Source organism: Candidatus Polarisedimenticolia bacterium, from assembly GCA_036001465.1.
In the GTDB taxonomy this organism is placed as follows: Bacteria; Acidobacteriota; Polarisedimenticolia; order Gp22-AA2; family Gp22-AA2; genus Gp22-AA3.
The window spans coordinates 43,110-66,496 of sequence record DASYUH010000060.1; the positions used below are offsets into that span (position 1 = coordinate 43,110).

At 70.2% G+C, this 23,387-nt stretch carries 12 protein-coding genes; 11 read left to right on the forward strand and 1 reads right to left on the reverse strand.

Annotated elements, in window-relative coordinates:
* Window positions 1-13: 13 nt before the first annotated feature.
* Window positions 14-577, reverse strand: a complete 564-nt coding sequence (locus tag VGV60_12355; GenBank protein ID HEV8702056.1) for a hypothetical protein — start codon at window positions 575-577, stop codon at window positions 14-16.
* Between the two features lie 464 nt (window positions 578-1,041).
* On the opposite strand from VGV60_12355, the gene VGV60_12360 reads away from it, so the two are divergent.
* The 11 genes from VGV60_12360 (at window position 1,042) to VGV60_12410 (ending at window position 23,384) form a co-directional block, all read left to right on the forward strand.
* Window positions 1,042-2,295: an HlyD family efflux transporter periplasmic adaptor subunit gene (locus tag VGV60_12360; GenBank protein HEV8702057.1), complete on the forward strand. Its 1,254-nt coding sequence runs from the start codon at window positions 1,042-1,044 to the stop codon at window positions 2,293-2,295.
* 20 nt (window positions 2,296-2,315) lie between these two features.
* A complete protein-coding gene (locus VGV60_12365; GenBank protein HEV8702058.1) occupies window positions 2,316-3,023 on the forward strand; it encodes an ABC transporter ATP-binding protein in 708 nt (235 codons plus the stop codon).
* A gap of 31 nt (window positions 3,024-3,054) precedes the next feature.
* Window positions 3,055-5,508 carry an ABC transporter permease gene (locus tag VGV60_12370; protein ID HEV8702059.1) on the forward strand — a complete coding sequence of 818 codons (2,454 nt, stop codon included), beginning with the start codon at window positions 3,055-3,057 and terminating at the stop codon, window positions 5,506-5,508.
* Window positions 5,508-7,919 (forward strand): ABC transporter permease, encoded by a 2,412-nt coding sequence (locus VGV60_12375; protein ID HEV8702060.1) that lies wholly within the window; start codon window positions 5,508-5,510, stop codon window positions 7,917-7,919. The genes VGV60_12370 and VGV60_12375 overlap by 1 nt, the downstream gene beginning before the upstream one ends.
* A gap of 7 nt (window positions 7,920-7,926) precedes the next feature.
* On the forward strand, window positions 7,927-10,323 hold the full coding sequence (locus VGV60_12380; GenBank protein HEV8702061.1) for an ABC transporter permease: 2,397 nt from the start codon (window positions 7,927-7,929) through the stop codon (window positions 10,321-10,323).
* A gap of 8 nt (window positions 10,324-10,331) precedes the next feature.
* Window positions 10,332-12,749 (forward strand): ABC transporter permease, encoded by a 2,418-nt coding sequence (locus VGV60_12385; protein HEV8702062.1) that lies wholly within the window; start codon window positions 10,332-10,334, stop codon window positions 12,747-12,749.
* A complete protein-coding gene (locus VGV60_12390; GenBank protein ID HEV8702063.1) occupies window positions 12,749-13,420 on the forward strand; it encodes an ABC transporter ATP-binding protein in 672 nt (223 codons plus the stop codon). Before VGV60_12385 ends, VGV60_12390 begins: the two co-directional genes overlap by 1 nt.
* Before the next feature lie 9 nt (window positions 13,421-13,429).
* Window positions 13,430-15,940, forward strand: coding sequence for an ABC transporter permease (locus VGV60_12395; GenBank protein HEV8702064.1), 2,511 nt, complete (start codon window positions 13,430-13,432; stop codon window positions 15,938-15,940).
* Window positions 15,941-15,961: 21 nt separating this feature from the next.
* A complete protein-coding gene (locus VGV60_12400; protein ID HEV8702065.1) occupies window positions 15,962-18,427 on the forward strand; it encodes an ABC transporter permease in 2,466 nt (821 codons plus the stop codon).
* Window positions 18,428-18,508: 81 nt separating this feature from the next.
* Window positions 18,509-20,959, forward strand: a complete 2,451-nt coding sequence (locus VGV60_12405) for an ABC transporter permease (GenBank protein ID HEV8702066.1) — start codon at window positions 18,509-18,511, stop codon at window positions 20,957-20,959.
* Between the two features lie 10 nt (window positions 20,960-20,969).
* The gene (locus VGV60_12410) at window positions 20,970-23,384 is read left to right on the forward strand and encodes an ABC transporter permease (protein ID HEV8702067.1); all 2,415 of its coding nucleotides are present in this window, start codon (window positions 20,970-20,972) and stop codon (window positions 23,382-23,384) included.
* Window positions 23,385-23,387 lie beyond the last annotated feature (3 nt).

The following is a 23,387-nucleotide window of genomic DNA, read 5'->3' on the forward strand; positions in this document are numbered from 1 at the left end:
GAAGTCGGGCCCTTCACGGCCCCGGATCGATGTGGATCTTGTAGATGAGCGTGGCGCCTTGGACCCACTTGTTGAAGTTGAGGCCGCTGTCCGCGATTACGACGCGCGCCTCAAAGGCCGATTCGGGAGAAGGGCTTCCGGGCCGGGAGACCACCTGCATGTTGGCGGGAATCCCGGCCGAGAGGCCTTCGGGGGTCAGAACGATGCGCAGCGCGAGCTTGCCGCCGAAGGAGCTTCCCGCCTCGTAGGTCATGAAGCTCACGAAATCTACCGCCCTCCAGGAGCCTCGTTCGAGCTCGTTCCCTGAGACGTCCGTGTGCACGTAGGTTCCCGCACCCCCGGCCTCACGAGACGGGAGGGAGAACCAGCCGTCCCCCTGGATCTCGATCCGGTCGCCGTTGTCGGCGGACATGACGACCGTCCCGATGTTCGGGTCGGACTGGGGAAAGCCGATAAGATACTGATAGTCTCCTACGAACGGGCTGCCGCCGCCTTCAGGGTGCACTCGTTGTGCCGCCTCCGGGGCCGGCACGAGAGGGAGCAGGACCAAAGCGAGGAGCAGAACGGGGTTTCGCATAGCGCACCTCCGACGGAGGGATCCGCAAAGATAACGATTGGAGACATTGTACGTCGAGGTGGCCGGGGCGCAACCACGATCAACCGAAAAAGCGCTGGCCGATAAGCAATTTCCGCAGTACAAGACTCCCATACGTCGAACCGAGGGACCACGGGGACGACCCACGCCGCCGCCCGGTCCCCTACCCCGTTCCGCCACCAACCAGCAGAGCCGAGGTCGACGGAATAGGCCTTACCGGACCAAAAATCTCAGCTTGAACTCCCTATGCGCTGCAAGGCGGATCGCCGTCTCGGTTCCGGAAGGGCTCGTCCCAGAAACGAACAGCCGGGAACCGCCGTTCCGCACCCCCCGCCAGGTATCACACTCTGCGCCAGCCATTTACGCCCGGGACGTCGGTTGGTACGGATTTCGCTTAAGTCACCGCCAGCAGGCGACTGTAAAGCTGAACCCAGGGGATTCGATCCATGGACGTAGCGCGCCCGATCAACAAGCGCAAGCGCACCATCACCCGCACACTGTACGGCATCGGCGGGGTGACCGTGCTGGCCGCCATCACCGTCGGGCTGTCGCACCTGAAGCCGGCCGCCCCTTCTGTGTCGCGCGCCACCGTGTGGGTCGACACGGTGAAGCGCGGGCCGATGCTCAGGCAGGTGCGCGGGCTCGGGACGCTCGTGCCGGAGGAGATCCGCTGGATACCGGCCGCCACCGAGGGCCGGGTCGAGCGGATTCTGATCAAACCGGGGTCCCCCGTGACGCCGGACTCGGTCATCGTCGAGCTGAGCAATCCCGAGCTGGAGAACACCGCCAACGAGGCGGAATGGCAGATGAAGGCGGCCGAGGCGGACTACACGACGCTGAAGGTGAGGCTCCAGAGCCAGTTCCTCGATCAGAAGGCGGAGTTCGCGACGGTCGAGGCGAACGCCAGGCAGGCCAAGCTGCAGGCCGCGGCCGACGAAGAGCTGGCGACGCACGGTCTCATCTCGGACCTGGCGCTGAAGCTGTCGAAGTCGCGCGCCGAAGAGCTGGACACGCGGCAGAACCTCGACCGGGAGCGCCTGGAGATCGCCGCCGAATCGACCCAGGCGGAGCTGGCGTCGCAGACGGCGCGGCTCGAGCAGCTGCGCGCCCAGACGGCGCTGCGGCGCAACCAGGTCCGCCAGCTCCGGGTGCGCGCCGGGATCGAGGGGGTGCTGCAGCAGCTCCCGGTCGAGGTCGGCCAGCGCCTGGCGCCCGGCGCGACCCTCGCCAAGGTGACGGTGCCGGGGCGTCTCAAGGCCGAGCTCAAGATTGCCGAGACCCAGGCCAAGGACATCCAGATCGGCCAGCCCGCCTCGATCGACACGCGCAACGGCGTCGTCAAGGGGAGCGTGTCGCGCATCGACCCGGCGGTTCAGGGCGGGACCGTCACGGTGGACGTGGCCCTCGCGGGGACCCTCCCGAAGGGGGCGCGCCCCGACCTGAGCGTCGAGGGGACGATCGAGCTCGAGCGGCTGAACGAAGTCCTGTACGTCGGCCGCCCCGCCTTCGGGCAGGAGCAGGGCGTCGTCGGGCTGTTCCGCCTGGCGGACGAGGGCAACAGCGCCGTCCGCGTCCAGGTGAAGCTCGGTCGCTCGTCCGTGAACACCGTGGAGATCCTCGAAGGTCTCGACGCCGGCGACCAGGTGATTCTGTCGGACACCTCGGCGTGGGACGCTTTCGACAGGCTTCGACTGAACTGAACCCCGTTCCAGGAGACTGCATGAGCGCAAACGGCCGCCCGTTGATCCAGCTGGAGGGAGTGACCAAGGTCTTCTATACGGACGAAGTGGAGACGCACGCCCTCGCGACCATCCACTTGGAGATCAAGAAGGGAGAGTACGTCTCGATCGCCGGGCCGTCCGGCTGCGGCAAGTCGACCCTCCTGTCGCTCCTGGGGCTCCTCGACTCCCCGACCGACGGGAAATACTGGCTGGACGGGAAGCAGGTCGCCGACCTGACTCTCGCGGACCGGGCCCGCATCCGCAACCTCCAGATCGGGTTCATCTTCCAGTCGTTCAACCTGATCGGCGACCTGACGGTGTTCGAGAACGTCGAGCTCCCCCTGACGTACCGCGGCATGAAAGCGGCGGAGAGGCGCCAGAAGGTGAACGAGGCGCTGGAGCGGGTCGGCATGGCGCATCGCGCCCGGCACCTCCCGAGCCAGCTCTCGGGCGGCCAGCAGCAGCGCGTCGCCGTGGCCCGCGCCGTCGCCGGCAGTCCGCTCATCCTCCTGGCCGACGAGCCGACCGGCAACCTCGACTCCAAGAGCGGCGAGGCGGTCATGGACCTTCTGCGCGAGCTGCACCGGGCCGGCGCCACGTTGTGCATGGTGACGCACGATCCGCGCTATGCGCGGCACGCCGAGCGCAGCATCCACCTGTTCGACGGCCGCATCGTCGAGGAAAGCGCCGCCATCGCCGCGTCCTGATCCTCAACCCGCGAGCTCGAGGGGCCCGCCCATGGATACCCTTCTCCAGGATCTGCGCTACGGCTTGCGCATGCTCGTCAGGAGCCCGGGAGCCACGGCGGTGACCGTCCTGGCTCTCGGCCTCGGAATCGGCGCCAACGCGGCCATGTTCAGCGTCATCAACGTGCTGCTCCTCCGTCCCCTGCCGGTCGCCGACTCCAACCGCCTGGTCGCCCTCTACACGACCGATCGGGCCGACGCCTACCACGACCTGTCCTACCCCGAGTACCGGGACTATCGCGACGGGATGGACGTCTTCGCCGGCATCATGGGTCACACGATGGTCCACGTGGCGCTCGGTCGCGACGGCCGCAACGAGCTGGCGTGGGGCGAGATGGTCACCGGGAACTATTTCCCGGTGCTGGGGGTCCGGCCGGCCCTCGGCCGGGGGTTCCTCCCGGAGGAGGACCGGACGGAAGGCTCGCACGCCGTGACGGTGATCGGCCACGGACTGTGGCGGCGGCTGTTCGCCTCGGACGCCGGCGTGGTGGGCCAGTCGATTACCATCAACGGTGAGCCGTTCCGCATCATCGGCGTCGCCCCGGAGGAGTTTCCCGGCACCAAGTTCGCCCTGGCAATGGACCTGTGGGTCCCGGTGGCGATGCACGCCGTGGTCATGCCCCAGAGCGATGGGCTCCTGGAAGAGCGACCCTGGCGCTGGATGGAAACCATGGCCCGCCTGAAGCCGGGCGTCACCCTGGAGGGGGCGAACGCCGCCGCGCAGGTCGTCGCCCGGCGCCTGGCGCGGGACTATCCCGCGGCGAGCGGCGGATTGAGCCCCCTCGTCCTGCCGGAGCGCGAGGCGCGCTTTCCCGTGGAGGCCGGCGGAGCGATCGATCTGGGGGCCACGCTGGCCATGGTCGTCGTCGGACTGGTCCTGCTGGTTGCCTGCGCCAACGTGGCCAATCTTCTCCTGGCGCGCGCCACGTCGCGGCGCCGCGAGTTCGGCGTGCGGCTGGCGCTGGGGGCCGGGCGCTGGCGGCTGGTGCGTCAGCTCCTGACCGAGAGCCTGTGCCTGTCGGTCCTCGGCGGCGCGGCGGGGCTCCTCTTCGCCGCCTGGGCGTCCGATCTCCTGCTGACCTTCCACCCTCCCATCCCGTACAACCTGGCGGTCGACTACGCCCCCGACGGACGCGTCTTCCTGTTCACCGCGATCGTCTCGCTCCTGACCGCGGCGATCTTCGGACTCGCCCCGGCGCTGCACGCCTCGAGCCCGGACCTCGTTCCCCTGCTCAAGGGCGGAAGCGACGCAGCGGGAGCGCGCCGCCGCCCCGTGCTGCGACATGTCCTGGTCGCGGGCCAGGTGGCCCTGTCGCTTCTGGTCCTGGCCAGCGGCGGGCTGTTCCTGAAGAGCCTGCGCAACGCCTCGGCGATCGACCCCGGATTCGATGCACGCGATCTGGTCGTGGGGACGTTCGACGTCGGCCTCCTCGGCTATCCGGAGGATCGGGGGAAGAGATTCTTCGGCGACCTCGTCCGTCGCGTCGAGGCGCTGCCGGGCGTCGTTTCGGCGGGCCTGACGAGCAATCTGCCGCTGGACGACAACTGGAACTCCACCAGTCCGATCATCGCCGACGGCCGCCCGGCCCCGGCGCCGGGCGAAGAGATCTCCGCCGAGTTCGGCGCCGTCAGCGTCGGGTTCTTCCGCGCCCTCGGCGTGCGGCTCGTGCGCGGACGCGCCTTCACCGATCTCGACGGCGCCCAGGCGCCACCGGTCGCGATCATCAACGAGACCCTGGCGAACCGCCTGTGGCCCGGCGAGGATCCGATCGGCAGGCACCTCCGAATCGGTGGCATCGACCAGGCGCCGCGCGAGGTGGTCGGCGTGGCGCGCGACGGCAAGTACCGCACGCTGGGAGAGCGCCCGCGGGCGCACATCTACCGGCCGGTGCTGCAGTCGTACAACTCCGAGGTCTCCCTCCTGGTGCGGACGCAGGGGGATCCGGCCCCTCTGCTGGAGGGCGTGCGCCGCGAGATCCAGGCGCTCGATTCGCGGCTGCCGGTCTACGGTCTCAAGACCCTCGACGAGCACATGGGGCACGCGCTCTGGTGGACGCGCATGGGAGCGGCCCTCGCGTCGTCGTTCGGGATCCTGGCTCTCCTCCTGGCGGCGGTCGGCCTGTACGGCGTGATGGCCTACGCCGTCACGCAGCGGACGCGCGAGATCGGCATCCGCATGGCGCTGGGGGCCCGGCCGCGCGACGTCCTGGGGATGGTTTTGCGCGGGGCCCTGAAGCTGGCGCTCGCGGGCGTCGGCGCGGGCCTTCTGGCCGGCCTGGCCCTGGGACGGCTGATGAGCAGCCTGCTCTTCGGCGTCGGGAGCTTCGAGCCGGCTGTCTTCACGCTGGCCCCCCTTCTCCTCCTTGCGGTGGCGTGTCTCGCCAGCCTTCTCCCGGCCCGCCGCGCGGCGCTCGTCGACCCGATGGTCGCGTTGAGGTACGAGTGATGGACTCCCTGCTCCAGGATCTGCGCTACGGCCTCAGGACGCTCTACAAGAGCCCCGGTTTCGCCGCGGTCGCGGTGGTGGCGCTGGCGCTCGGCATCGGCGCCAGCACGGCGATCTTCAGCGTCGTCAACGCGGTCCTCCTGAGACCCCTGCCCTTCCCCGAGCCGGAGCGCCTGATGCTCCTCCTCTCGAGCAATCCGGGGAAGGGGTTCCAGAGATTCGCGGTCTCCCCTGCCGATTTCAACGACTGGCGCGCGCAGAACCACGAGTTCGAGGCGCTGGCGGCCATGGACGGCAATCCCTACAACCTGACGGAGGGGACGGAACCGGAGCGCCTGAACGGGACGCGCGTGTCCGCGCCGTTCCTCGGCATCGTGGGGATCAAGCCGATCCTCGGCCGTGATTTTCTCCCGGAGGAGGATCGCGACGGGGCCGAGCCGGTGGTCCTCATCGGCCACGGGCTGTGGACGCGGCGCTTCGGATCGGATCCGGGGATCGTCGGCCGGGCGATCGGGCTGAACGGCAGGAAGCGGACCGTGGTCGGAATTCTCCCGCCCGGGTACACCTTCCCGAACCGCTCCGAGGTCTGGGCCCCCATGTCCTTCGACAAGGACGAGCTCGCCAGCCGGGGCGGCCACTTTCTCACCGTGGTCGGGCGGCTCCGGCCGGGCGCCACCCTGGAGTCCGCGCGCGCCGAGATGGAGACCATCGCCGCGCGCCTGCGGACGCAATACCCCGATTCGAACAAAGGGTGGACCGCGATCGTCTCCCCGCTGACCGAGGCGATCGTCGGCGACGTCCGGCCGAGCCTCCTGGTCCTCCTCGGCGCGGTCGCTTTCGTCCTCCTGATCGCCTGCGCCAACGTGGCGAACCTGCTCCTGGCGCGCGCGACGGAGCGCCAGAAAGAGGTCGCCATCCGCCTCGCGCTCGGCGCCGGCCGCCGGCGCCTGGTGCGGCAGCTGCTGACCGAGAGCGCCATCCTGGGCATCCTCGGCGGCCTCTGCGGGCTGCTGATCGCCCTGTGGGGGACCGATCTCCTGGTGGCCGCCGGCCGCGAGCAGCTGCCGCGCTTCCGCGACATCAATCTGGACGGCCGCGTGCTGCTGTTCACTCTGGGGCTCTCGCTCCTCACCAGCCTGATCTTCGGCGTGATCCCGGCCCTGCAGGCGTCGCGGCCGGACCTCAACGAGACCCTCAAGGAGGGGGGACGCGGCGGGACGGCCGGACGGGCGCGCCACCGCCTGCGCAGCGGGCTGGCGATCGGCGAGATCGCCCTGGCCCTGGTCCTGCTCACCGGCGCCGGCCTCATGCTTCGGAGCTTCATGCGCCTGCAGTCCGTCGATCCGGGGTTCCGGACGGACCACGTGCTGACCCTCGAGGTGGCGCTGCCGGACGCCAAGTACCCGGACGAAGCGCGGCAGACGGCGTTTCTGCACGAGTCCCTGGAGCGCCTCGGGGCGCTTCCCGGAGTCGAATCGGCCGCGGCGGCCACCACGATGCCGTTGTCAGGAAGCATGACCTCCTACTCGTTCAATATTCAGGGACACCCCGACAAGCCGCCGTCCGACCGGGACTCCACGCGCTACGACGGGGTCAGCCCGCGATACTTCCACGCCATGGGGATCCGGATCCTGCGAGGGCGAGGTTTCACGGAAGCGGACGCCGCCGGCGGCGCGCGCGTGGCGGTGGTCAGCGAGGCCATGGCGCGCAAGTTCTTCCCCGGCGAGGATCCGATAGGCCGGCGGATCGACATCAACAACAGCCCCGACGCCTGGCGGGAGATCGTCGGGGTGGTCGCCGACGTGAAGCACGCGTCGCTCGACGGGGAGTTCAAGCCGCACACGTACGAGCCGCTCCTCCAGGTCCCGTCCTCGTGGCTCACGTTCGTCCTGAAGACCACGGTCGAGCCGCTGTCGCTCGCCACCGCCGCGCGCCAGGCGATCCTCTCGGTCGACCGGGAGCAGCCGGTGTCCGACATCCGTACCGCGGAGGCGCTGGTCGCCGATTCGATCACCCAGCCGCGCCTCGCCATGATCCTGCTGGCGGTCTTCGCCGCGGTCGCCCTCCTCCTGGCCGGCGTCGGCACCTACGGGGTCATCGCCTACTCGGTCAGCCAGAGGACGCATGAATTCGGCGTGCGCATGGCGCTCGGCGCCGGACGCCGCGAGGTGCTCGGGCTGGTCGTGCGCCAGGGGCTCGTCCTGGCCGCCGTGGGCGTGGCGCTCGGGCTCCTGGCGGCCGCCGGAGCGACCCGGCTGATCGCAGGACTCCTGTTCGGCGTCAGCCCGGGCGATCCGCTGACCTACACGGTCGTGGCCGCCCTCCTGACTCTCGTGGCGCTCCTCGCCTGCCTCGTGCCGGCGCGCCGGGCGACGCGCGTCGACCCGATGACCGCGCTCCGGTGCGAGTGAGGTCGGCATGGATACCCTGATCCAGGATTTGAGGTACGGCTCCAGGACGCTTCTCAAGGCCCCCGGATTCACCGTCCTGGCCGTGCTGACCCTGGCCATAGGAATCGGTGCCAACACCGCCCTGTTCAGTGTGGTGAATGGAGTCCTGCTGCGCCCGCTCCCGTATCCCGATCCGGAGCGGCTCGTCATGGTCCACGGGACCGACGTGCCGCGCGGCAATGAGAGCGCCAATGTGTCCCCCCCCGATGTGGTGGATTTCCGGACGCAAAGCCGGTCGTTCGAGGGGATCGCCGCGCTCAGCCAGGGGGACATCGTCCTGACGGGACGCGGCGAGCCGGTCCGCCTTGCGGTGATGATCGCCACGGCCAACGTCTTCGGGGTGCTGGGGGCCCGCCCGCTCGTCGGCCGCTTCTTCCTGCCCGAGGAGGAGCAGCCGGGAAGGCACCGCGTGGCGGTCCTCGGCCACCGCTTCTGGACGCGGCGATTCGGCGCGGACCCGGGCATCGTCGGCCGGACGCTGACGCTCGCAGGGCACCCGTACACGGTGGTCGGCGTCCTTCCCGCAGGGTTCATCCTGCCGGACGCGGACCCCGATCTCTGGCGGCCCGTGCCGATCGATCCGGAGTCGCGCGGCGGACACTGGCTGAACGCCATCGGCCGGCTCAGGCCTGGAGTCAGCCTGGAGCAGGCGCAGGTGGAGATGGACACGATCACCCGCCGCCTCGAGCAGCAGCATCCCGACACGAACACCGGCCGCCACACGCGCCTCGAGCCGCTCAAGGATGCCGTGGTGCGGGACGCCCGCGCCGCGCTCTACGCCCTCTTCGGCGCGGTGGGGTTCGTGCTGCTGATCGCCTGCGCCAACGTGGCCAACCTGATCCTGGTCCGCGCCTCCGGTCGCCGCAGGGAGATCGCCGTCCGCGCGGCTCTCGGAGCGGGACGTCTGCGGATCGTCCGGCAGCTGCTCACGGAGAGCCTCCTGCTCTTCCTGTGCGGCGGACTGGCGGGAACGCTGCTGGCCCTCTGGGGGACCGACCTGGTCGTCGCCCTCGCCTCGGAGTCGCTCCCGCGCTCGGGGGAGATCGTGATGGACCTGAGCGTCCTGGCTTTCTCGCTGGCGCTCTCGACGGTCGCCGGAATCCTCTTCGGCCTGGCGCCGGCGCTGCAGCACTCCCGCGTGGACGTCGAACGGGCGCTCCGGGATGACGGCCGGAACGCCACCGCCGGCCGGGGTCGATCACGCGTCCTGGGCGCCCTGGCCGTGACCCAGGTCGCGCTGTCCCTCGTCCTGTTGACGGGGGCGGGGCTGCTCATCAAGAGTCTCTGGACGCTGCTCAGGGTCGACCCGGGCTTCCGGGCGGAGCGCGTCCTGACGCTCGACCTGGCCCTCCCCGAGAGTCGTTATCCCGACGAGGGCCGGATGTTCGCCTTCTACACGAGCCTCCTCGATCGGCTCGACGCCCTGCCCGGAGTGCAGTCCGCCGGCGCCGTGAACATCCTCCCTCTGAGCGGATCGAACTCGTGCGACGGGTTCAGCGTCATCGAGCATCCGCCCGCCGCCGTCGGCCGGCAGCCTTGCGCCGAGGCCCGCTACAGCACACCGGGGTATTTCCCGGCGCTGGGCATTCCCCTCGTCCGCGGACGGAGCTTCACCGAGGCGGACGATGGCAACGCTCCCCGCGTGGCTCTGATCAACCAGGCCATGGCCCGTCTCTTCTTCCCCGGCGAGGATCCCATCGGCAAGCACGTCGTCTACAACGCGGCCCCGAGGGCGATCGTCGGCATCGTGGGGGACGTGAGGCACTTCGGGCTCGACACCGAGGCGCCGCCCGAGTTCTACCTGCCCCACCAGCAGCTGCCGATGTGGGAGATGACCCTCGCCGTGCGCGCCTCGTCCGATTCCGTTCCCCTCGTGGCGGCGGTGCGCGGCGCGATCGCGGCGCTGGACCGGGATCTCGCCGTGGCCAACGTGCGCACCATCTCCGATCTCCTGCATCGATCGGTCGCGCGACCCCGCTTTCGCGCCGTCCTGCTCGGCGCCTTCGCGGCCACCGCCCTCGCCCTCGCGGCGATCGGGATCTTCGGCGTCCTGGCGCACGGAGTGGCGCAGCGCACGCGCGAGATCGGCATTCGCATGGCGCTGGGCGCCCGACGGCGGGCCATCCTGGGGATGATGCTGGGGCAGGGCATCCGCCTGACGCTCGCCGGTGTCGGCCTCGGGCTGGCCGCCTCGATCGTCCTGACCCGGTTTCTCTCCGGGCTCCTCTTCGGCGTGAGCCCCACCGATCCGATCACCCTGTCCGGCGTGACGCTCCTGCTGACTCTCGTGGCGCTCCTCGCCTGCGTGGTGCCGGCTCGCCGGGCGACCCGCGTCGATCCCATGACCGCGCTCCGGTGCGAGTAGAGGACCGCATGGACACGCTCCTGCAGGACCTGCGCTTCGCGATGCGGATGCTGGTCAAGAATCCCGGCTTCACCGCGGTGGCGGCGCTCACCCTGGCCCTCGGGATCGGGGCGAACACCGCGATCTTCAGCGTGGTCAACGCGACCCTGCTGCGGCCGCTCCCCTACGCCGAGCCGGACCGCCTGTCGTTCGTGACGATCGACAGGATGGAGCACGGCCGTCGCTTCACGGTGTCCAAGGCCGACTTCCTGATTCTCAAGGAGCAGATGCAGGGGTTCGAGACCCTGGCGGCGGTCACCGCGGACCGGCTCAACCTGACGGGCGTGGAGGAGCCGGAACGGGTGTCCGCCCTGTGGGTGACGGCGGATTTCTTCTCGGTTCTCGGCGTGCCGCCGGTGCTCGGACGCGGGTTCGCGGCGGACGAAGATCGCCCCGGCAGGCCGCCCGTGGCGGTGGTGAGCCACGGGCTGTGGCAGCGCCATCTCGCCGGCGACCCCGGGGCGATCGGCCGCGCCATCACGCTCAACGATCAGACCTTCACGGTCGTCGGCGTGATGCCGAAGGACTTCACCTTCCTCCGCCCCAACGACGTCTGGCCGATTCTCCAGCTGACCCCGCCGACGAAGCGGCCGCCGTTCCTCTACCGCCTCGTGGGCCGTCTCAAGCCGGGGGTCGGCGAGCCGCAGCTGCGCGCCGAGCTCGCCGCGATGCACGACCGGGTCGAGGCCGTCTGGCCCGACCCGCAGAAGACAGGCTGGTCCTTCGAGGCCGAGCCGCTCAAGGAGTTCATCACGGGCGGGGCGCGACCGGCGCTCCTGGTCCTCTGGGTGGCGGTCGGGTTCGTGCTCCTGATCGCGACGGCCAACGTGGCCAACCTGCTGCTGTCGCGGGCGGCGACGCGCGAACGGGAGATCGCCGTGCGCACGGCCCTCGGTGCGCCGCGGCGTCGTCTCGTCCGGCAGCTTCTGACGGAAAGCGTCATCCTGGCGGGACTGGGCGGAGGGCTGGGCCTGATGCTCGCCCTGTGGGGCATCGATCTGCTGTCGGCGCTCGAGCCGGGGACTCTCCCGAGGATGAGCGAGGTCCGGATCGACGGGGGCGTGCTGCTCTTCACCTTGCTCCTCTCCCTGGCGAGCGGCGTGCTCTTCGGCCTCGCCCCGGCGCTGCAGGTCTCGCGCGCCCGCGTGAACCAGACACTCAAGGAGGGGGGGCGGGCCGCGACCGAGACACGCGGGCGGCGGCGGCTGCGCGGCCTCCTGGTGATCGGGCAGATGGCCCTGGCCCTGATGCTCCTGGTCGCGGCGGGACTGATGGTCCGGAGCTTCATGCGCCTGCAGCGGGTCGATCCGGGCTTCGATCCGGAAGGGCTCCTGACGGTCCAGCTGTCGCTGTCGCAGGCCCGCTACCCGGAGGCGCAGCAGAAGACCGCCTTCTACCGCCGGCTGCTCGAGCGCGCCCGGAGCCTGCCGGGAGTCCGGGGGGCCAGCGTGAGCGACTCGATCCCACCGGACAGGCTGGGCATCCTGGAGATGTTCGAGGTGGAGGGGCAACCGGTGCCGACCGGACAGAGCCTGCCGATGGCGGAGGAGGTGCTGATCGGGACCGATTATTTCCGCACCCTGGGGATCCCCCTCCTCAAGGGGCGCCCGCCGGCGCCTCAGGACAACGCCGACGCGCCGCCGGTCGCGTGGATCAACGAGACCATGGCGCGGCGCTACTTCCCGGACGGCGACGCGGTCGGGAAGCGACTCCACGCCGGCGGCTTCGGGCCGGAGGATCCCTGGATCACCGTGGCCGGCGTGGCGGGAGACGTGAAGTACAACGGCCTGGCGGCCGATCGGGCCCCCACCATCTACGTCCCCTACGAGCAGCAGCCTTTCTGGGATGGAGAGATGCACCTCGCGGTGCGATCGTCGGCGGAGCCGGCGAGCCTGATCGAGACGGTGCGGCGGGAGGTGCGGGCCCTGGACCCGGGCCTGCCCCTCGCCAGCGTCAAGACGGGCGAGCAGCTCCTCGCCCAGGCTGTTGGACGGCCGCGCTTCCAGACCCTGCTGATCGGGATCTTCGCCCTGGCGGCGCTGCTCCTGGCGGCCGTGGGGATCTACGGCGTGATCTCCTATTCCGCGACGCAGCGGACCCAGGAGATCGGCCTCCGCATGGCGCTGGGAGCGCGGTCGCGCGACGTGATCCTGATGGTCGTGGGCCAGGGGATGAGGCTGGCGCTCGCCGGCACCGGCCTGGGGGTCATGGGCGCCCTCGGCCTCACCTGGCTGATGCGCGGCCTGCTCTTCGGCGTCAGCGCCACCGATCCGCTGACCTTCGCCCTCATCGCGGCGATCCTGGCGGGCGTCGCGCTTCTGGCCAGCTACCTCCCGGCGCGCCGGGCCTCCGGCGTCGACCCGATGATCGCGTTGAGGAGCGAGTGATGGAGCCTCTCATCCGGCTGATCGACATCGAGAAGTCGTTCGCCCACGGGCCGGGGCGGACGTTCGTCCTGCGCCGCATCAGCCTCGACATCCAGGACGGCGACTTCGTGTCGATCATGGGGCCGTCCGGGGCCGGCAAGTCCACGCTCCTGCACATCCTCGGGATGCACGACTCCGCCTTCGCCGGCGAGTACCACCTCATGGGGGAGCCGGTCCACGAGCGGCCGCCGAAGCGCCGCGCCGAGCTGGGCAAGGAGCACATCGGCTTCGTGTTCCAGAGCTATCACCTGCTCGACGACATGACCGTGTACGAGAACCTCGAGGTGCCCCTGACCTACAGGAACATCAAGAGGTCCGAGCGCCAGGGGATGGTGGCCGACATCCTGGACCGGTTCCACATCGTCGGGAAGAAGGACCTCTACCCGAACCAGCTCTCCGGCGGGCAGCAGCAGCTGGTGGCGGTGGCGCGGGCCGTGATCGCCCGCCCCAAGGTCATCCTGGCCGACGAGCCGACCGGCAACCTGCACTCCTCGCAGGGGAAAGAGATCATGGACCTGTTCAAGGCGCTCAACGACCGGGGGACGACGATCGTGCAGGTGACCCACTCCGACGTAAACGCGACGTACGGACGGCGGATCGTCAAGCTGTCCGACGGCTGGATCGTGGACTGAGGAGAAGATATGGACGGGATCGTGGCCGACCTGAGATACGCCCTGCGGACGCTCGCCAAGAATCGCGGCTTCGCGCTCGTTGCGATCCTGACCCTGGCCCTCGGGATCGGCGCCAACACCGCGATCTACTCGCTCACGGACCAGATCCTGCTGCGCCTCCTCCCGGTGCGGGACCCGGACCGCCTGGTCGTGCTGCGGCTGCCGGGACCTCAGGCCGGGCACCTCTGGAGCGACATCGACGACGGGGCGCAGTCGTTCTCCTACCCGTTCTACAAGGGGCTGCGCGACCAGAGCCCGCTTCTGAGCGGCCTCGCGGCGCGCTTCGCGATTCCGGTAAGCGTCGCCGACCGCGATCGGACCGAGCGCGCCAGCGGCGAGCTGGTCTCCGGGAACTACTTCGACGTTCTGGGGGTCCGCCCGGCCCTCGGCCGCCTGCTCACTCCCGAGGACGATCGCCAGCCGGGTGCCAATCCGGTCGTGGTCCTGAGCCACGGCTACTGGACCCGCCGCTTCGGCGCGAGCCCGGCGATCCTCAACCAGGGGCTGGTCGTCAACGGCCGCACCCTCACCGTGGTCGGCGTGGCGCGTCCCCCCTTCAGCGGGATCCAGCTGGGACAGCCCGCGGACCTGTTCGTCCCGATCACCCTGAAGGCGCAGATGACGCCGAACTGGGACGGTCTCGACGACATCAACGATTACTGGCTGCAGGCCATCGGCCGGCTCGCCCCCGTCGTCTCCCGGGAGCAGGCGGAGGCCAGTCTGCAGCCGATCGTCAACGGGCTCCTCGAACAGCAGGTCCAGAGCCTGACGGGACTGACGGCCGAGAAGCGGGCCCACCTCCTCGGACGCAAGCTCCTCCTCGCGCCCGGGGCCCAGGGGCGCCTGGTCCTTCAGGACGAGGCGCGCGGCGGGCTCTTCCTGCTCTCGGCGCTGGTCGGCCTGGTTCTCCTGATCGCCTGCGCCAACGTCGCCAACCTGCTCATCGCCCGGGGGGTCGCGCGCCGCCGGGAGATCGCGGTGCGCCTGGCCCTGGGGGCGCGGCGCATCCATCTGATGCGGCAGCTCCTGTCCGAGAGCCTGCTGCTCGCCCTCGCGGGGGGCGCCATCGGCCTGCTGGTCGCCGCCTGGTCGATCGATTCGATCCTCCTGATGTTCCCGCAGGACGACGGCACGGCGGCTCTGTCGTCCCACCTCGATCTCCGTCTCCTGGCGTTCAACTTCGGCGTGGCGCTCCTGACCGGACTGGGGTTCGGCCTGCTGCCGGCCCTGCGGGCGACCCGGCCCGACCTGGTCTCGGCGATCAAGGACCAGAGCGCCGGGGCCGGGACGGGGGCCGGGCACGTCCGTTTGCGCAAGGGGCTGGTCGTGGCCCAGATCTCCCTCACCGCGGTCCTTCTGATCACCGCGGGGCTCTTCACCCAGAGCCTCCGCCGGCTCAAGCAGGTCGACCTGGGGTTGTCCATCGACAACCTGCTGGCCGCGTCCATCGAGCCGCAGCTGAACGGCTACACGCCCGAGCGGACGATCGCCCTCGTCGATCGGATGAGCCGCGATCTCGCGGCCCTCCCCGGCGTCACCTCGGTCTCGGCCGCGAAGATTGCCCTCCTGACCGACAGCAACGAGGGCTCGAACGGGACCATCGAAGGCCTCACGCCCCAGGAGAACGAATCGTTCCATCCCCTCAAGAACTGGGTCGGGCCGGGCTACTTCGCGACCCTCGGCATTCCGCTTCTCGCCGGCCGCGAGTTCAGCGAATCCGATTCCGCCGGGAGCCCCAAGGTCGCTGTGATCAATCAGACCATGGCCCGGAAGTTCTTCGCGGGCCGGGATCCGATCGGCGTGCGGTTCGCCTTCGGCGCGGGAAACGGCGTCAAGCCGGACATCGAGATCGTCGGCGTGGTGCGGAACAGCAAGCACAGCACGGTGCGCCAGGAGGAGCGCCCCTTCGTCTGCATGCCGTACGCGCAGCATCCGGGCCTCGGGGAGGCGACCTTCTACCTGCGATCGGCGCTCCCCGCCACAACGCTCGCCCCGGCCGTGCGGGAGGCGGTGCGCCGGATCGACGCCAATCTCCCGGTGTTCGACGTGCGGACACTGGCCCTGCAGCTCGACCAGTCGCTCTACGGCGAGCGGCTGCTGATGGCGCTGTCGATCAGCTTCGGTCTCCTGGCGGCCCTCCTGGCCTCGATCGGGCTCTACGGGATGATGGCCTACAGCGTGGCGCGGCGCACCTCCGAGATCGGCCTGCGCATGGCCCTCGGGGCGAGCGCCCGGCACGTCCGGGGCCTGGTGCTGCGCGAGGCGATGACCATGGCCGCGATCGGCCTTTCGATCGGCCTCCCGGCGGCGTTCGCGGCCGGACGCCTGGCCCGCTCGCTGCTGTTCGGCGTCGAACCCGGCGACCCGCTGCTCCTGGCCGCGGCCGGCCTGCTTCTGATCGGCGTCATGCTCCTGGCGTCGTACGTGCCGGCGCGGCGCGCCACGCGGATCGATCCGATGGCCGCTCTGAGGAGCGAATGAAACCCTCGTGAAGGAGGCTTCATGGAGAGCTTGATCCAGGACGTGCGCTACGGCTTGCGGATGCTCGTGAGGAACCCCGGCTTCACCCTGGTGGCGGTGGTGTCTCTCGCCCTCGGGATCGGGGCCAACACGACGATCTTCACCCTGGTGAACACCGTCCTGCTCCACCCGATTCCGGTGCGCGATCCGCAGCGCCTGGTGTCCGTGTTCATGACGGACGAAAAGAACAAGGACAACCAGTTCAACCTGTTCCAGATCTCGCACCTGAACTACAACGACTACCGCGACCAGAACACCGTGTTCGAAGAGACGACCGCATACCTGGGATCCGCCATCAACCTCTCGGGCGGCGGGGAGCCGGAGCAGATCGGCGGCGATCTCGTCTCCTGGAACTTCTTCTCCCTCCTCGGCGTCCGGCCGGCCGTCGGCCGCGCCTTCCTGCCGGAGGAGGACAAGGTGGACGGCGCCAATCCGGTCACGGTCCTGAATGATCGGCTCTGGCGGCGCCGCTTCGCCGCGGACCCGGCCATCCTCGGAAAGCCGATCACCCTGAACGGGCACAGCTTCACCGTCGTCGGCATCGCTCCGCCCGGCTTCGAGGGGGTCAACACCCTCGGCGGGCCCGACCTGTGGGTCCCGCTCGCGATGCATGATCAGATCCTGACTGGCTTTCTGGCCGAGAACTTCAACGACCGCCGCGCCCTCCTGTTCAACGTCGTCGGCCGCCTGAAACCGAGGGTCACCATCCAGCAGGCCGAGAGCGAGCTCCGGACGATCGCGTCGCGGCTCGAGAAGGAGTACCCGGCGCCGAACGCCGGCCGGAGCATCACGCTCATCCCCATGTCGCAGGCCACGGTGAACCCGAACATCAGGCGCGTGTTCGTCGTCGCCGGCGGCCTCCTGATGACGGTCGTCGGCCTGGTCCTGCTGATCGCCTGCGCCAACGTCGCCAACCTGCTCCTGGCGCGCGCCACCGGCCGCCGCAAGGAGATTGCCATACGCCTGTCGATGGGGGCCGGCCGCTTCCGGCTGGTGCGGCAGCTCCTGACCGAGAGCGTCGTCCTGTCCCTCCTGGGGGGGGCCGCCGGGCTCCTGGTCGCCTTCTGGGCGCGCGATCTGCTCCTGGCCTTCAGGCCGCCGCAGTTCTTCTTCGGCGAGTTCGGGCTCAACCTGGACGCGCGCGTCCTGCTGTTCACCCTCTTCGTGTCGCTCGCCACGGGGGTGGTGTTCGGACTGGTGCCGGCCCTGCAGGCCTCGCGGTCCGATCTGGTCGTCGAGCTGAAGGAACGGACCGGACAGCCCGGTCACGCGGGGCGCCGTGTGAACCTGCGCAGCATCCTGGTGGTCGGCCAGGTGGCGCTGGCGCTCGTGTCGCTCATCGGTGCGGGGCTGTTCCTGCGCAGCCTGCGCAATACCGAGCGGATCGATCCCGGCTTCGACGCGAAGAACCTCCTCACCCTGAGGTTCGACGTCGGCGCCCTGGGGTTCGATCGGGTCCGCGGCGAGGAGTACATGCGGAACCTGCTCGAGACCGTGCGGGCCATTCCGGGGGTGCGGGCCGCCGCCCTGTCGGCCAATCTCCCGATGGGAGGGGGGATCGGGCGGACCGTGTTTCCCGAGGGGCAGGAGGCGGCGGCGGGGGCGGTCGGCCAGTTCACCACCGCCAACGAGATGAGCGTCGGCTATTTCGACACCGTCGGGATCGCGATCCGGCGCGGCCGGGACATCACCGAGATGGACCGCGAGGGGGCGCCCCTGGTCGTCGTGATCAACGAGGCGATGGCGAAGCAGTTCTGGAAGGACCAGGACGCGATCGGCAAGCGCTTCAAGTTCTTCGGCGACCAGGAATTCCGCCAGGTCGTGGGGGTCGTCGAGGACACCAAGATCTTCACCCTGGGGGAGGAGCCGCAGCCGCAGGCCTACATCCCGGTGCTCCAGTTCTACAACTCGGGGATGACCTTGAATGTGCGCGCCGCGGCAGACGGCGCGACGCTCCTCCCCACCGTGCGGCGCGCCGTGCAGGCGCTCCAGCCGACCATGCCCCTGACCAACGTGCAGACGACCGAGGAGCTGATCGGGCAGGTCCTCTGGGCCCCGCGCATGGGGGCGGCCCTGCTCGGGATCTTCGGCCTGATCGCCCTGACCCTGGCGGCAATCGGGATCTACGGGGTGATGTCCTATTCGGTGAACCAGCGGACCGTGGAGTTCGGGCTGCGGATGGCGCTGGGGGCGAGTCCCCGGGACGTCCTGCGGATGGTGCTGCGCCAGGGGATGCTGATGGTGGCGTGCGGGCTCCTGATCGGCATCCTCACGGCGCTTCTCGCCACCCGCCTGGTCGGCGCGCTCCTCGTCGGCCTCAGCGCCACCGACCCTCTCACCTACGCCCTGATCTCCGCGCTCCTGGCCGCCGTCGCCGCCCTGGCCGGCTACGTCCCCGCGCGCCGCGCCACGCGCGTCGATCCGATGGTGGCGCTCCGGAGCGAATGAGGAGGTTGCGATGATCGACAAGACCGCCTTGATCCTGATCCTGATGGCGCTGCTCATCCTCTTCCTGCTGGGACACTGACGATGGACACGCTCGTCCAGGACATGAAGTACGCCCTGCGCGCGCTGGTGCGAAACCCCGGCTTCACCCTGGTGGCGGTGGTCGCGCTGGCCCTGGGGATCGGCGCCAACAGCGCCATCTTCAGCGTGGTGAACGCGGTCCTCCTGCGGCCGCTGCCGTATCCCGAGCCCGACCGCCTCATGTCGGTCTGGCAGAACAACCGGGTGCGGGGCTGGCACCAGGACGTGGTCACGCCGCTGGACTTCATCGAGTGGAGGGACACCAGCCGCTCGTTCGCCTCCATGGCGGCCTACTTCGGCGCCGGGTTCAACGTGAGGACCGGCACCGAGGTCGAACGACTGCGCGGGGCCGACGTCTCGGTCGATTTCTTCCGCGTGCTCGGCGCCCCCCCGGTCACCGGGCGCGATTTTTCCGCCGCGGACGAGGGAAGCTCCGGCGGCCGCGTCGTCGTCCTCGGCCACGCCCTCTGGCAGCGCCGCTTCGGCGGCGATCCGCACGCCGTCGGCTCCTCGGTGACGCTCAACAGCGAGAGCTTCACGATCGTGGGGATCGCTCCACCGGGGCTCCAGTTCCCCGAGAAGTCCGATCTCTGGACCCTGGCGAAAAACCGCATCCCGACGAACCCGTTCGTGCCGGCCGACACCGACATCACCAAGATGAGGGGCCTCCACTACCTGTACGCCATCGCGCGCCTCAAGGACGGCGTGCCTATGACCCAGGCCCAGGCGGAGATGGACACCATCGCCGCGCGCCAGGAGAAGGAGAACCCCCAGACCAATTCCGAGACGGGAGTCGAGATCATTCCACTGCACGAGTCGATCGTCGGCGAGGTCCGGCCGGCGCTCCTGATCTTCCTGGGGGCCGTCGGGCTGGTCCTCCTGATCGCCTGCGCCAACGTCGCCAACATGTCGCTGGCGCGCGCCGCGGCGCGCCGGCGGGAGATCGCCGTCCGCACAGCGCTCGGCGCCTCTCGCCGGCGGATCGTCCGCCAGTGTCTGACCGAGAGCGTCCTTCTCTCCCTCGTCGGAGGCGCCGCCGGGCTCCTCTTCGCGCTGTGGGGCACGGACCTCCTGGCGGCCCTCGCCCCCGAGGCGATCCCGGGGGGCCAGTCGGTCGGCATCGACCTGTGGGTCCTCGGCTTCACCCTGGCCCTGTCGGTCCTGACCGGCGTCCTGTTCGGCCTGCTGCCGGCCCTGCAGGCCTCCGCCGCCGAGCCCCAGGACGTGTTGCGCGAGGGGGGACGCACGTCGTCGGCCGGACGGCGCGCGCGCCTCATGCGCGGCTCCCTGGTGGTTTCCGAGATGGCGGTCGCGCTCGTCCTCTTGACGGGGGCCGGGCTCCTGGTGAAGAGCTTCCTGCGGCTGCAGCGGATCGACCCGGGGTTGGCGATCGACCGGCTGCTGACGCTCCGCATCCGGATTCCCGACGCGCGCTACAGTCAGCAAGAGAAGCAGATCCGCTTCTACGACGACGTCCTGCGACGGATCCAGGGACTACCCGGCGTCACGGCGGCCGGTCTCACCAGCGATCTTCCGCTCGGCGGCACCGACTCCTTTCTGGGCTTCGGGATCGAGGGAAGACCCCAGGAAAAGCTGGGCCAGGGGCCCGAAGGGGGATGGCACCAGGTCAGCCCCGACTACTTCCGGACCATGGGCATTCCGCTGCTGCGCGGGCGCGGGTTCGATGCGCGCGATCTGCGGCAGGCGCCGGGGGTCGCCGTCGTGAGCCAGACGCTCGCCAGGCGCTACTGGCCCGGAGAGGACCCGATCGGCCGGCGCATCACCTTCGGGACCGACGACAAGGGGGAGTCCTACTGGACCACCATCGTCGGTGTTGTGGCCGACGTGCGCCAGAAGGGCCTGCACGCGGAGCCCCGGCCCGAGATCTACGTGTCGTCCATGCAATCACCGTCGCGCTACGCCACTCTGATCGTGCGGAGCGGCCTCGACCCGGCGGGCCTGGCCGCCTCGGTGCGCCGCGAGGTGCAAGGGGTCGACCCTGACATCCCCCTGTACGACGTCAAGACCATGCGCGAGGTGCTGGACGGATCGCTCGCCGCGCGGCGTTTCAACATGGCGCTTCTGGCCTTGTTCGCCGCGGTGGCGGTCCTTTTGGCAGGCGTGGGGCTGTACGGCGTCCTGGCGTACATGGTCACCCAGCGCACGCACGAGATCGGGGTCCGCATGGCGCTCGGCGCGAGGCCTCGCGACGTCCTCCGGCTGGTCGTCGGACAGGGGATGGCGCTGGCCCTCGGAGGCGTTCTCCTCGGGATCCTGGGCGCCCTGGCCCTGACGCGCGTCCTGTCGACCCTCCTGGTCGGCGTCGCGGCGACCGATCCGTGGACGTTCGGGATCGTGGTGCCGCTCCTGTCGGCGGTGGCCCTGCTCGCCTGCTACGTCCCGGCCCGCCGGGCCGCGCGGGTCGATCCCTTGATCGCGCTTCGTTACGAGTGAGGACGCTCCGATGAGCGGCCTGCTCAGGGACCTGCGCTACGGACTTCGGACGATGCGGCGGAGCCCCGGTTTCGCGGCCGTCGCGATCCTGACCCTGGCGCTCGGCATCGGCGCCACGACGGTCATCCTGAGCGTGGCGCGCGGCGTCCTGTTCCGGCCGCTCCCCTTCCGCGAGGCCGATCGCCTCGTCCTGATCTGGGACCACCAGCCCCCCTCGTCCGACACGCCGGTCTCCTACAGCGAGTTCCTGGAATGGCGGGAGCACATCTCGTCCCTCGAGAGCGTGGCGGCGTACTTCGGCACCTCCTTCACCCTGACGGGGGAGGGCGAGGCGGAGGAGATCTGGGCCGAACGAGTCTCGGCCGCGCTCCTGCCGATGCTCGACATCGAGCCGGTCCTCGGCCGGCCGTTCCGCCCCGAGGAGGATCGCCGCGATTCGGAGCCGGTGGCGATCATCAGCCACGCCCTCTGGAAGCGCCGCTATGGCGCCGATCCGGGCATCTGCGGCCGCACGATGAACCTGAGCGGAAAGGTGTTCACCATCGTCGGGGTCCTGCCGCCGCGCGTGGCGGGGGTCCTGCCCCAGGACTCGCTCCTCGGCCAGCATCGCGACATCTGGGCGCCGCTGCGGCTGGATTCGACCGTGGCGCCGCCGGACACGCATTTCCTCAGGGTGATCGGCAGGCTGCGACCCGGAGTCCCCGCCCCGCGCGCCCTCGAGGAGGCCCGGGCGGCCGTGGCGCGCCTCGAGCGCCCCGCGGGCGCCGATCACAGCGTGAGTTTCGTGCCCCTCCAGGAGCACGTCGTCGGCCGCCTTCGTCCCGCCCTCCTGGCGCTCCTGGGGGCCGTTTCGCTTCTCCTCTTGATCGCCTGCGCGAACGTGGCCGGCCTCCTCCTGGCGCGCGCCACCGCCCGGCGGAAGGAGATCGCCCTGCGCATGGCTCTGGGGGCGGGGCGGCCGCGTCTCGTCCGGCAGCTCCTCACCGAAAGCCTGATGCTGGCGGCGCTCGGAGGGGGCGCGGGACTCCTGCTCTCCTTCTGGGGGCTCGACCTCCTCGTGGCCGCATGCCGCGACTTTCTGCCGCGGGCCGACGAGATCGCCATCGACGGCACCGCGCTCCTGATCACGATCCTGATCACCGTGGCGACCGGCATCCTGTTCGGCCTGGCGCCGGCCGCGCAGGTCGACGGCGCGGGATTGGAGCGCAGCCTGCGGGAAGGCGGGCGGTCGGCCGGGTCCGGCGGCGTGCGCCAGAGGCTCCGCGGTGCGATCGTGGTCGGCGAGATCGCCCTGTCGCTCGTCCTCCTGGTGGGCGCGGGGCTTCTGGGAAAGAGCTTTGCCCGCCTGCTGACAGCGGACAAGGGGTTCGATCCTGAAAATGTCCTGTCGTTCTCTCTCTTCCTCCCGTTCCCGTCCTATCCGCTGCCCGAGCAGCAGACCCGCTACTTTCAGCAGGCGCTCGAGACCGTCAGCGGTCTTCCCGGCGTGACCGGCGCCGCCGCCATCAGCGAGCTGCCTCTCAGTGGAGCGGGCACCAACGGGGGGATCCACATCGAGGGGCGCACCGACCCCCCGGGATCGGAGCCTGTGGCGGAGAAGCGCATCGTCACCCCGGATTATTTCGGTGTCCTGAAGACGCCCCTGTTGAAGGGGCGGGCCTTCCTGGAAGAGGACCGCGCCTCCTCCCCCGCCGTCGCCATCGTCAACGAGGCCCTGGCGCGGCGTTTCTTTCCGGGGCAGGATCCGATCGGCCGGCGGATCGATTTCAACTGGGAGACGAAGGGCTGGCAGGAGATCGTCGGGGTGGTCGGCAACGTCAAGCAGTACGGGCTTCAGGAAGACGCCCTCCCGGCCATCTACGTCCCGCACGCCCAGCGCCCGGAGCCGGCCATGACCGTCGTCGTCCGCTCGACTCTCCCTCCGGCCGATCTCGTCCCGGCGATCCAGAGGCGGCTGGCGGCCATCGATCGGGACCGGCCGATGGTCGAGGTGCGCACGCTGGACCAGGTGGTCGCCGACTCGGTGGCCGATCGCCGCCTGCCGATGCTCATCCTGGGAGGCTTCGCCGCGGCGGCGCTCCTGCTGGGGGCGATCGGGGTCTACGGCATCGTCGCCTACTCGGTGGCCCAGCGCACCCAGGAGTTCGGCCTCAGGATGGCGCTCGGCGCGCGCCGCGGGGACGTCGTGCGCCTGGTGCTGGGACAGGGCCTGAGGCTGGCGCTCTGGGGGCTCCTGATCGGCCTTCTCGGCGCGTTCGCCGCGGCCCGTCTCATCGCCGGGCTCCTGTTCGGAACCGGCCCGTCCGATCCGGTGACTCTCGTGGCGACCTCGTTCGTGCTGCTCGCGGTCGCCCTGCTCGCCTGTTACGTGCCCGCCCGCCGGGCGGCCCGCGTCGACCCGATGGTCGCGCTCCGTTGTGAGTAGGAG

Bases quoted from the DNA above. Each gene is read 5' to 3' on its own strand.
- VGV60_12355 (HEV8702056.1), bottom strand. From the start codon at position 577: ATGCGAAACCCCGTTCTGCTCCTCGCTTTGGTCCTGCTCCCTCTCGTG.
- VGV60_12360 (HEV8702057.1), top strand. From the start codon at position 1,042: ATGGACGTAGCGCGCCCGATCAACAAGCGCAAGCGCACCATCACCCGC.
- VGV60_12365 (HEV8702058.1), top strand. From the start codon at position 2,316: ATGAGCGCAAACGGCCGCCCGTTGATCCAGCTGGAGGGAGTGACCAAG.
- VGV60_12370 (HEV8702059.1), top strand. From the start codon at position 3,055: ATGGATACCCTTCTCCAGGATCTGCGCTACGGCTTGCGCATGCTCGTC.
- VGV60_12375 (HEV8702060.1), top strand. From the start codon at position 5,508: ATGGACTCCCTGCTCCAGGATCTGCGCTACGGCCTCAGGACGCTCTAC.
- VGV60_12380 (HEV8702061.1), top strand. From the start codon at position 7,927: ATGGATACCCTGATCCAGGATTTGAGGTACGGCTCCAGGACGCTTCTC.
- VGV60_12385 (HEV8702062.1), top strand. From the start codon at position 10,332: ATGGACACGCTCCTGCAGGACCTGCGCTTCGCGATGCGGATGCTGGTC.
- VGV60_12390 (HEV8702063.1), top strand. From the start codon at position 12,749: ATGGAGCCTCTCATCCGGCTGATCGACATCGAGAAGTCGTTCGCCCAC.
- VGV60_12395 (HEV8702064.1), top strand. From the start codon at position 13,430: ATGGACGGGATCGTGGCCGACCTGAGATACGCCCTGCGGACGCTCGCC.
- VGV60_12400 (HEV8702065.1), top strand. From the start codon at position 15,962: ATGGAGAGCTTGATCCAGGACGTGCGCTACGGCTTGCGGATGCTCGTG.
- VGV60_12405 (HEV8702066.1), top strand. From the start codon at position 18,509: ATGGACACGCTCGTCCAGGACATGAAGTACGCCCTGCGCGCGCTGGTG.
- VGV60_12410 (HEV8702067.1), top strand. From the start codon at position 20,970: ATGAGCGGCCTGCTCAGGGACCTGCGCTACGGACTTCGGACGATGCGG.